We start from the raw sequence: 12737 nt of genomic DNA, 5'->3' as shown, positions 1-12737 counted from the left end.
TTCAGTATAGATAACGGAACAAACTGGCAACCGGGCAACATATTCTCCAACTTAATAGCCGGAGACTATGAAGTGATAGTGAGAGATGGAAACGGATGTTTAAGCGATGTGTCGACAGCAACACTCAACGAGCCCGCTCCCATTACTTTCGATACCACACTTACCAATGTAACATGTAATGGCGGAAGCGATGGCGAAATCGAGATTATCAATGTAGCCGGTGGCTCTGGTGCCGGGTACGAATATAGTAGCGATGACGGATCAAACTGGCAACCCGGAAATGTATTCAGCGGGCTGACAGCCGGCAATTACAACCTTGTTGTTAGAGATGGGAATGGATGTATAAGCGAAACTGTTCCTGCTACAATTACCGAACCATCTGCAATTGTAGTTACACTCGTAGACTCATTACTCTCATGCGGTAGTTTGCCTGTATTCGAAGCTGACACACTTGAACTTCCTGATGGCGACGGAGATTCATATACGTCAACCCTTACTTTCACAGATTTTGATCCGGGACAAACTATGAATGCAGGAGATATTGCGGGCATTTATTTCGATATCGAACATTCATATCTCAGTGACCTTACAATTGAGCTCATTGCACCAGATAATTCAGTTATTTTAATTGATCAGGCCGGAGGCTATCGCAACCTTGGATATCCGGTAATTGGAGATGATACAGACCCCATCCCTGGAGATGGATACTTGTATACTTTCGATGACAATGCACCCAAAAACTGGACACAGGTTATTACTGAAGACCATTATTATAGCGGAGCCCCTTCCGGACCATTAGATTCTTTACATATTCCATCAGGTGAATATGTGCCTATTAATAGCATCGATAACCTTGCAGGAACTCAATTAAACGGAGACTGGACACTTAAAGTGACTGACAATGTCCAGTTTGATAACGGATTTATCTTCAAATGGGGTATTCGCTTCAACGAACAAGCCTATCCATCAAATTACTGTAATGGTATGCTGGAAGTTGAGGCTACCGGAGGAAATGGAGGATTTACTTACCAATGGAGCGACGGACAAACCGGACCAATTGCATCTGATCTCTGTGCCGATGGATATAGTGTAACAGCTACCGACGCACAAGGCTGTGAAATGGTTTATACCGACTCGGTTTACGATGTAGACATTCATATGGAAGTTACGGATACCACCCATGTGTTATGTGCAGGCAACCCAACTGGTAGTGCAACAGTTGTTGCCTCTGGTGGTAATGCACCATACACATACAACTGGTCCGATGGAAATACAGGTCCTTCAAACGACAGCCTGTCTGCCGGATGGTATTATATCACAATAACAGACCTCAATAGCTGTGAGCATGTAGATTCAGTAGAAATCAGAACACTATACGACCTACAGATTGCATTCAGCGATACAGTACAAATCACCTGTAACCCTGAAAACATGGGAGACTCCACAGGTGGAATAACTGTAACCCCAACCGGTGGAGAGCCACCATACACTTACACATGGTCATCATCTGATGGTAACGACAGCATTGCCACCAACCTGGTAGCAGGATGGAACTATGTAACCGTTTCCGATCCTAACTGCTCTGCTGTTGATAGTGTATTCTTATCAGCACCAGCGCCAATCCAGATCATCGAGACAGATCATCAGGATGTATTGTGCCACGGCGATACAACAGGTTCGACAACAATCTCTGTTAATAACGGAGCTGCTCCATTAACACTTGAGTGGGCACATACATCAGAGCTCGATCTCTATACACTCAATAACCTTGGTGCAGGAGACTATACAGCCATGGTAACTGATAATAATGCCTGTATGGAAGACACAACAATCACCATACTGGAACCAGCTCCAATTACTTACAATGTTGATATAACACCGGCTGACTGTGGAGTGGATAATGGTACAATTACAGTTAACAATATAACAGGTGGTGATGGCAATTACTCTGTTTCCTGGAGCCACCCTGACTGGACTGTCGACTCTGTAGGAACCTCTATTACGAACCTTGGAGTTGGAGACTACACCATGACAATAGTTGATGGCAACCTCTGCGATACCGTGGAAGTAATTACTATGCCGGATAACTCCGACATTAATGTAACCCTGGTCAATGCCGTTGATCCTTCATGCGGAGGTGTATGCGATGGCTCTGCCGAAATTAATATTGATGGTGGTACAGCTCCATTCACCATTACATGGAGCAACGGAGATACGGAACTTACAGCTGACAGCCTCTGTACAGGTACATTCAGCGTTACTGTTGTCGACGATAACAACTGTAGCTTCATCTTAACAGATAGTCTGCAGGAACCAGATCCAATTGTGGTTGATGACTTTGTATACACTGACCCAATTCAGTGTGCCGGCGATTCACTGGCAGACCTTTATGCTGATGTTTCCGGTGGTACAGGAGAACTAACTTACCGATGGGAAGACAGCGAAGGTACGTTACAATCTCTCGATAGTACACTTACAAGTGCAATAGCAGGTGACACATATCACCTGACAGTAACCGATGACAACCTATGTGAATTGGTTACATCTATTGATATTACATCCATGCCTGATTCCATCTTTATGGCCTTCAATATGGGACAAACCAATTGCCCCGAAGACTCAACAGGATGGGCAGCCGTAGATGTAACCGGAGGTGTAGGACCTTACAACTATAACTGGTACAAAGCTGATGACGCGGCCTTCCCGATTGTTGGAGCTGCCACAGACTCTGCTTCAAGCCTGGCATTTGGTTACTATATTGTAGAGGTAACCGATGCGCTGGGATGTACAGTTGTCGATTCAGTTATTGTTGAAGCCAATACAGCACTTGACTTTACAGTAGAAATACTGGAAGAGGTTACCTGTGCAGGCAATGGTTCTGCCACGGTAACAGACATTGTAAATGGTACAGGTCCATACTCTTATGAATGGAGTTCCGGTGAAACCACAGAGACTGCTATAGCATTAAATGTTGGCACAAACTCTGTAATGCTAACCGATGAGACAAGTACATGTAGCGTAATTAAAGAATTTGAAATGACCGACGAATTCGTGTTCGACGTCAGAATTTACGAACTGCAGCCCGACTATATTACAGGTGATGATGGTAATGGTAGAATCAGACTTGAAGCAACCGGAGGAGTAAGACCATACACATATGAATGGGCTGATGAAGACGGACCAATAGCAGATAACGATTCACTTCTGACATTCCTTGATCAGGGCTGGTATTACTATACCGTAACTGATGATCAGGGTTGTACAATTTCAGATAGTGCAGAAATTATTGAAACCTCAATTTATATTGAAGACACCGTAATTACTGATGTTTCATGCTACGGATACAGCGATGGTGCAATAAGCATTGTACCTGCCGGTGGTGTGCCACCATATTCAATAACCTGGAGCAACGACTCTACCGGAACTGATATCAGTGGCTTGAGCGCAGGCACATACTATCTCACTATTAATGATGTATTTAGTAGTTACGAAGATTCACTGATTGTTAATGAACCACAACCATACGTATACAACAATGATATTATTGAAGCCAGCTGTTCCGGAGCCGATGGATCAATTACCATAAGCGTCGAAAGTGGCGGTACTGAACCTTTTACCTTCGACTGGGCCTATGATGGATATCCGGAACTGGATCCTGAAGGCCTTGCATGGGCGTGGCCCGATGACACAACCGTAACAGGCAGTACAATTGAAGATCTGCACGTGGGTTATTATTACTTCACACTTGTAGACGACAATGGCTGCGTTGCAGAAGATTCAGTCTACATTCCTGACAACTCTGATTTTGCGATTGACCCAATTGCAATTGATCCGAACTGTTTGGCAGAAAACCTCGATAATGGTAGCATTACGCTAAACGCAGAAAATGGAACCACACCTTATGACTATACATGGTCACACGATGCAACTCTGAATAATGATGTTGCCGCCAATCTTGAAGAAGGAACCTATTTTGCAACGGTTATAGATGATGACCTGTGCGTGAGAACAGATAACTTTACACTTACTGCGCCAGTATCGGTTGAGTTTGAATATACGTCAACTAAACCTGTTTGTAGCTACGATACTACCGGAAGCATTACCATTACACCACTACAGGGTAACGGAGAGTTCCAGTATGCAGTATTCCCGACAGGAGGAAGTCCGGATTATGAGCCTGACTCAGTATTTGAGAACCTTGGCACCGGACCATATACCATAAGGGTAATTGACGAAGCATCCTGTATAGAGGATAAGCCGGCAATTATACAATCTGAAACTTCAGAGATCAATATTAGTGAACAAATAATTGATCGCCCCAATTGTCCTAGTGATGAAAATGGATCAATCGCCATTGAAGTTGAACCAGGGGTTCCATTTGAGCCATTCACATCACTTAACTATGAATGGACAATTGATTCTGCAACATGGGCTAACTGGGGTTATGAATATGATCCTGATTTATATGATAGTATATTAAGTACAGACACAATTGTATCAAATGTAAAACCAGGTATAAATGACCTCAATCCAGCTATTTATTCAGTTAGAATTACAACTGGTTCTGGTTGTATTAAGGAGGAAAATTATCAAATTAAGTCCGATACATCATTTGATATTACAAATATTAATGTAAATCTGACCGACACATCTGTTTATGGAGCAGATGCATCATTGAAAACAATAGATGCATGTAAATATGATGCCATTTCCTTGTTTGCATCACCTGCCGTTTACAACGCAAATTCAGACCTATTATCAGTTGACACTGTTTACTGGGCTCGTGGAGCCGGCCTTGAAGGTTACGGTATGACAACAGGAAGCGAAACTGCTTTTGACACTGCAACCGTAAACCAAAACGGCGACAATTACTACGTAGCTCGCATTGAAGCGGGCAGATGCTACATGGAAGATAGCGTACTGGTTCGAGTACCAAATTACGCAGATGTACGGGCTCAAGTGGCAGACGGTTCAAACTCCAACCTCTTTGAAGGTGGTGGAACAACCTTAGAAATCATCTCAATACCATCTGAAGAAACATCATATACATGGACAGAACGGTGGGAGGTGACAGGAGAAACACCTGAAAACAATACACTTCCGGAGCCAGGACCATATACAACAGAAAATACCATGATCGATGTAACAGGATTAATGGACAGTACAATTTACCGTGTTACTGCCAGCACACCTGCCCCTTACCCAATAGATGGCCGTTATTGTGAAACCAATGATACCGTGAAAGTACGCGTTATGGGTGAATTTAACCCTCCAAGTGCTTTTTCACCTAACCGTGATGGACACAATGACTACTGGGGAATTCAGGGTATTGATGTCAATATGGACTTTAACCTGAAAATATTTAACCGTTGGGGACAACTGGTATTTGAATCCAATGACCCACTTGAAATGATGCCGAAACAAAGCGGTGGTGACGGTGGTTGGGATGGTACTAACATGAATGGTAAAGATGTAACCATTGGTACTTACTACTATGTAATTCAATACTCAGATGGATCAAGGTCGAAAAAAGCCAACGGTCCGGTAACTGTAATCAGATAAAAAAATTATTATGCATAGCGGGATAATCGCCCGCTGTGCATATAACCTATAAAAACAGCGCGATGAATCGAATCAGACTCATACTTATTGCAAGTGTTATGCTACTGGGAACAGGAATTGCTTCAGGGCAGCAAATCCCTAACTTAACCCAGTACGTATTTAACGATTACCTGTTTAACCCCGCCATTGGTGGTATTTACGATTATTACCAGGTGAAAACCAATTACCGTCACCAATGGGCAGGAATAAGCGACGCACCAAAAACCTATATGTTAAGTGCTTATGGCCCGCATAAAACAATGCCAATGGGTTACGGTGGTTACATCTTCAGTGATGTAATTGGCCCCACCAGCAAGCTGGGAATTTATGGTTCTTACGCCTATAACATCAAAGTGAGTGGTGATATCAGGCTTTCAATGGGTGCTTTTGTAGGGCTAACGCAATACAAAATAGACCTGTCGGCAACCGACCTGCCACAGTCTGACCCTGTTATTACACAAAACGGGTCAAGTTATACCAAGTTTCTACCCGATGGTTCGTTGGGTCTGTACCTCTATACATCACAATACTATGGAGGGGTTTCAGTAATGCAGCTGTTTAGCAACAAAATCGAGACCGTAGAATCAGACTCCGTTGATTACAAAAGTGTAATGTCGCGGCTGAACAACCACCTTGTACTTATGGGAGGTTACAAATACAATATTAACCGCGATTTCGATATCGAGGCGGGATCCATGATTAAATTGGTGAAAGGCTCACCTGTTCAGGTAGATATTAATGTCCGATCAATTTACCAAAAAATGGTTTGGTTTGGTGTCAACTACCGAAGTGGTGATGCTGTATCGCTCCTGGCCGGTTACAACTACCAGGATATGCTCTACCTCGGGTTATCGTACGACATCACAACCTCCGAGCTAAGGAACTATACCAGTGGCACCTATGAAATCATGATTGGGGTGAAGTTCAACAAAATTAAACAATCTGCTACCAGAAGAAAAATAAGATAAAATGCAAAAAATACTGATTGGATTCATCGCGCTTAGTCTACTATTTTTTGTTGAATGTGATAATGCAGAAAAAAATTATAAACCTGTAATAAATGAAGAGCAGATGGTCGATCTGCTTGTAGAAATTCATTTGGCAGATGCAACACTCAACCGGGCCGTTAACAGAGGTAAAATAAATAACTCTCAGGTAAAAGGGTACTATAAAGAAATTCTGGAAGCCCACAATATTACCCGCGCACAGTTCGACAGCTTGTATAATTACTATTCAAAAGACTTCGACAGATTTGAAAAACTATACGACGACGTTATTCTAGAACTACAGAAAAGGAAAAAAGATATAGAGCTCGAAAAACGAGCGAAAAAAGACAAAAAAGAATAGACAATCCACAAAATGCAAAAAAAATTCCGCAGCCTTGTCGCTGCGGAATTTTTTAGTTTATACCAACTTATTTTATTCTACAGTTACCGATTTTGCCAGGTTTCTGGGTTGATCTACATTACAACCCCTCATCACGGCAATGTGATAAGATAATAGTTGCAAAGGAACAACTGTTGTAAGCGCAGAAAGCATCTCAGTGCTTTCAGGAACCTCCATCACATGATCTGCCATATTGCGTATTGTATCATCTCCTTCTGTTACTACGGCTATTACTTTGCCGTTTCTGGCTTTAACTTCCTGAATGTTGCTCACAATTTTATCGTAACTCTTATCTTTTGTTGCAATTACAATTACAGGCATATTTTCATCAATGAGGGCAATTGGTCCGTGTTTCATTTCTGCTGCCGGATAGCCCTCGGCATGAATATAAGAAATTTCTTTAAGTTTCAGTGCTCCTTCCAGTGCAACGGGGAATAAATAACCACGGCCGAGATAAATGGCATTTGTAGCTTCCTTATAAATCTCTGCAATAGCTTTTATTTCTTCATTTTGCTGAAGTATTTTTTCAATTTTTGCCGGAACTTCTGTAAGGTCATGAATAAGTTCATTATAATCATCAGTAGAAAGCTCACCACGTTTATTTCCCAGCACCATAGCTATCATAGCCAACACAGTTACCTGTGCTGTAAATGCTTTTGTGGAGGCCACCCCTATTTCGGGTCCTGCATGGGTATAAACCCCTGCATCAGTTTCCCGGGGGATACTGGATCCTACCACATTGCATATACCTAACACCCTTGCGCCGGCTTCTTTTGCCATGCGTATAGCAGCCAGGGTATCGGCTGTCTCACCACTCTGGCTTATTGCTATCACAAAATCATCTTTAGTAATTACAGGGTTTCGGTATCTGAACTCAGAGCCATATTCCACTTCAACAGGTATGCGAGCCAAATCTTCAATCATATACTCGCCTACCTGACCAGCATGCCAGGAAGTTCCGCATGCAACAATCAATATACGTTTAGCTTGTACCAAATCGTCGATAACCCGATACAGGCCTCCCAACACAATTTCAGAGTTATCTTTAGCAACCCTTCCTCTAAAAGTATCTAAAATAGAGCGGGGCTGTTCAAAAATCTCTTTTAACATGAAATGCGGGAACCCATTTTTATCAATCTCGCCAATATCAAGGTCTAATTCCTCAACAACGGGTTCTTGTTTTTCGTCAAAAATGGTCTTCAAAACCATTTGATCTTTCTTAATGATGGCCAAATCGTCATCATTCAGGTATATTACGCTATTGGTATGTTCAACTATTGGTGTAGCATCAGATGCCAAAAAGTATTCACCTTTGCCAACACCAATTACCAATGGGCTGCCTTTTCGGGCTGCTATAAGCTTGTCCGGTTCTTCTGTACTGAATACAACCAGACCGTAGGCACCAATTACTTTTTTAAGGGCAAGACGTACGGCCATTTCAACACTTATCTCACCCTCTTTATAAATATAGGCAATCAAATTGGCCAGCACTTCGGTATCAGTATCTGATGTAAACTCGTAACCAGCCTCTTCCAATGACTTTTTAAGCTTACCGTAATTTTCAATAATCCCATTATGTATTAGCACAAACTTTCCATCCATAGAACGATGCGGATGGGCATTGATATCGTTTGGTTCACCATGAGTAGCCCATCGGGTATGGCCAATACCTATTGTACCATCTGTATTTTGTGATTTGGTATAGTCTTCAAGATCTGAAACTTTACCTTTTCTTTTATATACATTTATGTTTCCATTCAACAAAGCCACACCTGCCGAATCGTAACCACGATACTCTAATCTTTTGAGCCCGTTAATCAAAATCGGGTAGGCTTCTTTGTTTCCTATATATCCGACAATTCCACACATAAATCTATTCGTTTGTTCGTTTCGAATAAGTTATTATCACTTTGGGCCTAAGCGAATCTACTGCACCGGAGCCATAAAATACTGCTCTGTTGGCAGTAATACTTGTTTGAGAAGGTTGTAAAAAAAGCTTAAAGGAAGAGTTTCCTTCATTAACTTTTTCATGTACCATTCCACTAAACACAAAACCATAAGAATTCTCCTCATCATTATAGTATTCTGGAGCTGACATTCCCCGATCCGGAATGAAGTAATCGACTATATTTTCCTTTTCTCCATTCACATCTTCATATATTATGATCGCTTCTGGTGGGGCATACATTAATGTGTCTACAAGTTCGAATTCCCTCTTTATTGGATTCAACTCAAGCCTCACTCTGTTTATGACCAGTTCCTCGTTATTCATGTCATCAGCAAAAATCTCAGAACCTGCTAAATCAACATCTATCTCAAGATTAATACCCCGACCAGCCTGAATATAGGCAAGAGAATCATCCGTAATAAACTGCGTATGGTTCATAGAAATCATCTGATTACTGATAGACCCTGTAGAATAATCATGATCAAAGAAATTAAACCGTTTAACGTATCCTTCCTGAGATGTTGGATAAAAATAAAGAACCTGGTCATCACTGTTTTCATCATTATAGAGCAGTCGCATATGCGTCTCTTCTGCATTAAAATTATAATGGATAAGTGCCCCGGTATTACCTTCCTGCCGCTCTGCTGTCACGATGAACCCCATGAAATTGTTAACAAAAACGGAATCTGAAGATATCAAAGTATCTAAATTCTGAACCAGGTCATTAGCCATAGAAGCAGGCAATTTAAACTGCAAAAGGCCTGTATCAGGTTTAACTGCGTAAGTTGTCGTTGCAATGGGGCTGTTCGGGTCGTAATAATCGCTTAAATTCACATTGGCAAGTGAATTGGTATCAATTTGATTTAGTGGCTGCTCCACCGCGTATAAATGAAAAGTTTGTTCGGTGGTATCGAAACCATAATATGTTCCTCTAAATTGCAATTGCAACATTAAACTATCCGCATTCCGGTTTGAAGCTGAATCAACAACATTAAACTGTGGTGCCACACTAAAAACAGTCATGGCTTTGGTGTCGCCAAAAATCTCATCGTAGTAGTCACCGATCATTGCCAGCGTTACTCCAGAATAAACTGTATCATTAATGTCGTATGGCACCGATGTGGTGGTAAAGTTTGTAACTGTATCGTAATAAATACTCAGTTTACTATCCAAAAAATTCTCACCTAAAAAACTGTCATCCTCTTTACATGTAAGAAACAAGAAAACTACAGACAACAGAAACAATCCCCGCAAAAAAAACTTCATATAAAATAAATCCTTTATGTATTCAACATTTTATCGTAAAAATCATTATAAGCATCCACATAGGTGTCTTCATCCTGGTAATCCAGAAAATCTTTCTTTTCACTTTTGGCGTATGCTTCAATATCATTATTTATCTCCCCGGCTCCTTTAATAACTCCATCTGACTTGTCAACAGCTAATTTCATAAGGTTAACAAAGTCAGGACTTGATGCTATGTGCTCGATATCAGATTTATCAAAACCTTCGTCTGTCAGTTTTTTATGAAATTGAGTATCAAGCGCAGGCGCAAAATCATCATCGTACAGCGAATAAACAATTTTTGCATCATTAAACAATGGGTTATCTTTATAGAGTTTCTTAATGTAAAGTGGTATGAGACTTGTAATCCAACCATGGCAATGAATAATATCAGGTGACCAACGCAATTTTTTTACAGTCTCCAACACTCCACGAGCAAAAAATATTGCACGCTCATCGTTGTCCTCAAAATATTTGCCATCTTTATCTTTCAATACAGCTTTACGCTGAAAATACTCCTCGTTATCAATAAAATAAACCTGCATACGTGCAGCCTGAATTGAGGCAACTTTAATGATAAGCGGGTGATCGGTATCGTTAATTATTAAATTCATCCCCGATAGACGAATCACCTCGTGAAGTTGATTACGCCTTTCATTAATTTTGCCATAACGAGGCATAAATGTTCTAATTTCCTTCCCTTTTTCCTGAATACCCTGAGGTAGGTAACGAGCCAACTTAGACATGTGGTTCTCAGGCAAATAAGGGGTAATCTCCTGTGCAATGTACAAAACCTTTGCTTTTTCCATCTTTTGAATCAGGTATTAGTGTCGTTTAAGTTGTGCAAAATTAATAAATATTTCAACACAAACGTAATCTTTAACACACTCATTCAACGCCATGGCTTTGAACATATTGCCAAATTCGGCTTAAACCTTTTTGTTTTTTGACGAACCCATTGTTAAACGATATAAGTCAATCAGAAACCATTTTTATAAAAAACTTTTCTAAATGATATAAAATCCATTTGTTAGCACTAATTAAAATACAAAAAAACAGTAAATCTGCATTAAACCTCAATGCCGTTAAACAATTCATGTGAGCCCGACGGGTTATGGCAGGCTATTTATTCACCAGAAACAAATATTTCAGGTTATTGAAACTTCATACTTATGATAGAGGTAAAAGTAAATAGATGGCAAAACACTATTTTTCATTGCCCTTTGAATGAGGTTGATAAAAATAATCTAATTTTGTCGTTCATTTGACAACTTTTAAAAATCCATTTATGCAAAAGCATAACAAAACAGATAAGCTTAAAGCAGAGGTCCGGTCGCATAAATCCGATAATAAAAGAATTGGTTTTGTTCCCACAATGGGTGCGCTGCATGAAGGGCATTTATCCTTAATAAATATTGCAAAAAAGCACGCTGACATTATAGTGGTGAGTGTTTTTGTAAACCCCACCCAGTTCAATGATCCAGGTGACTATGAAAAGTACCCCCGGAATATGTCGAAAGACATGGAAATGCTCAAAGAAGTAGGTACAGATATAGTATTTGCACCTTCTGAAGAGGAAATATATCCGGAAAAGGACAACCGAAAATTTGACTTTGGGGCGTTGGAAAAAGTGATGGAAGGGAAACACAGACCCGGCCATTTCAATGGTGTGGCCCAGGTAGTAAGCCGCCTTTTCGATATTGTTGAGCCTGACATAGCTGTATTTGGAGAAAAAGATTTTCAACAGCTCGCTATCATTCGCAAAATGGTAAAAGACTACAACTACCCTGTAAAAATAATGGGGGCACCCATAATCAGAGAAAACGATGGTCTGGCTATGAGTTCCAGAAACCAGCGATTAAATAGCGAACAAAGAAAAAGTGCTGCTTTCATAAATCAAATATTGGCTGCATCGAAAAACAAAAGCCAGCACCTTTCCGTAAAACAATTAGAAGACTGGGTGACCGATTCTCTTAATAAAATAGCGCATTTGGAAGTGGAATATTTCCAGATTGTAGATCAGGAAACCCTGCAGCCAGTAAACAACTGGCAGGAAAATTGTGATAAAATAGGATGTGTTGCGGTCTATTGCGGAGAAGTAAGATTGATTGACAATATCAAATATTCGTTTTAACTTTGTACCAATTAAAACCCGTTATAATATGTTTATTGAGGTTGTAAAATCCAAGTTACACAAAGTAACAGTAACAGAAGCAAACTTACAGTATGTAGGGAGTATCACCATTGATGAAGATTTGATGGATGCAGCCAATATTATCGAAAACGAAAAAGTCCAGGTTGTTAACATAAACAACGGTGAACGACTCGATACATATGTAATTAAAGGTGAGCGCGGATCAGGAACCGTCTGTTTGAATGGCCCTGCTGCCCGCAAGGTGCAGGTGGGCGATATTGTGATTGTAATATCATATGCCCAAATGGATTTTGAAGAAGCCAAAACATTTGAACCTACATTCATCTTTCCTGATGTAGAAACCAACACAGTTGTAAAATAATT

The 12737-nt window shown here is 40.6% G+C and carries 8 protein-coding genes; 5 read left to right on the top strand and 3 right to left on the bottom strand.

Annotated elements, in window-relative coordinates; genetic code table 11:
* The 3 genes from VJ937_RS13395 to VJ937_RS13385 all read left to right on the top strand — a co-directional run.
* On the top strand, nt 1–5562 hold a 5562-nt coding region (locus VJ937_RS13395), incomplete at its 5' end, for a gliding motility-associated C-terminal domain-containing protein (RefSeq protein WP_324067868.1).
* Nucleotides 5563–5624: 62 nt separating this feature from the next.
* Nucleotides 5625–6569 (top strand): type IX secretion system membrane protein PorP/SprF, encoded by a 945-nt coding sequence (locus VJ937_RS13390; protein ID WP_324067866.1) that lies wholly within the window; start codon nt 5625–5627, stop codon nt 6567–6569.
* A gap of 1 nt (nt 6570) precedes the next feature.
* A complete protein-coding gene (locus VJ937_RS13385) occupies nt 6571–6948 on the top strand; it encodes a DUF4296 domain-containing protein (RefSeq protein ID WP_324067864.1) in 378 nt (125 codons plus the stop codon).
* Between the two features lie 72 nt (nt 6949–7020).
* Here VJ937_RS13385 and glmS read toward each other — a convergent pair whose 3' ends face one another.
* Genes glmS through VJ937_RS13370 form a run of 3 tightly spaced genes read right to left on the bottom strand, consistent with a single transcriptional unit; the run spans nt 7021 to nt 11028 of the window.
* Nucleotides 7021–8856 (bottom strand): glutamine--fructose-6-phosphate transaminase (isomerizing), encoded by a 1836-nt coding sequence (gene glmS, locus VJ937_RS13380; RefSeq protein ID WP_324067862.1) that lies wholly within the window; start codon nt 8854–8856, stop codon nt 7021–7023.
* A 4-nt stretch (nt 8857–8860) separates the two neighbouring features.
* Nucleotides 8861–10201 (bottom strand): hypothetical protein, encoded by a 1341-nt coding sequence (locus VJ937_RS13375; RefSeq protein WP_324067860.1) that lies wholly within the window; start codon nt 10199–10201, stop codon nt 8861–8863.
* Between the two features lie 14 nt (nt 10202–10215).
* Nucleotides 10216–11028 (bottom strand): glycogen/starch synthase, encoded by an 813-nt coding sequence (locus tag VJ937_RS13370; protein ID WP_324067858.1) that lies wholly within the window; start codon nt 11026–11028, stop codon nt 10216–10218.
* Nucleotides 11029–11507: 479 nt separating this feature from the next.
* Between VJ937_RS13370 and panC the strand changes: the two genes are divergently transcribed.
* Together panC and panD are read left to right on the top strand one after the other, a co-directional pair.
* Nucleotides 11508–12353, top strand: a complete 846-nt coding sequence (panC, locus tag VJ937_RS13365; RefSeq protein WP_324067856.1) for a pantoate--beta-alanine ligase — start codon at nt 11508–11510, stop codon at nt 12351–12353.
* Nucleotides 12354–12381: 28 nt separating this feature from the next.
* A complete protein-coding gene (gene panD, locus VJ937_RS13360) occupies nt 12382–12735 on the top strand; it encodes an aspartate 1-decarboxylase (protein WP_324067854.1) in 354 nt (117 codons plus the stop codon).
* Nucleotides 12736–12737: the final 2 nt, after the last annotated feature.

This window comes from Salinivirga sp. (assembly GCF_035268865.1).
In the GTDB taxonomy this organism is placed as follows: Bacteria; Bacteroidota; Bacteroidia; order Bacteroidales; family Salinivirgaceae; genus Salinivirga.
The sequence above is the reverse complement of the archived record's forward strand: the minus strand, read 5'-3'. Positions and strand labels throughout refer to the sequence as shown.

What these genes read in the sequence shown, in the direction of transcription:
- VJ937_RS13390 (WP_324067866.1), top strand. Translation starts at nt 5,625, where the DNA reads ATGAATCGAATCAGACTCATACTTATTGCAAGTGTTATGCTACTGGGA.
- VJ937_RS13385 (WP_324067864.1), top strand. Translation starts at nt 6,571, where the DNA reads ATGCAAAAAATACTGATTGGATTCATCGCGCTTAGTCTACTATTTTTT.
- glmS (WP_324067862.1), bottom strand. Translation starts at nt 8,856, where the DNA reads ATGTGTGGAATTGTCGGATATATAGGAAACAAAGAAGCCTACCCGATT.
- VJ937_RS13375 (WP_324067860.1), bottom strand. Translation starts at nt 10,201, where the DNA reads ATGAAGTTTTTTTTGCGGGGATTGTTTCTGTTGTCTGTAGTTTTCTTG.
- VJ937_RS13370 (WP_324067858.1), bottom strand. Translation starts at nt 11,028, where the DNA reads ATGGAAAAAGCAAAGGTTTTGTACATTGCACAGGAGATTACCCCTTAT.
- panC (WP_324067856.1), top strand. Translation starts at nt 11,508, where the DNA reads ATGCAAAAGCATAACAAAACAGATAAGCTTAAAGCAGAGGTCCGGTCG.
- panD (WP_324067854.1), top strand. Translation starts at nt 12,382, where the DNA reads ATGTTTATTGAGGTTGTAAAATCCAAGTTACACAAAGTAACAGTAACA.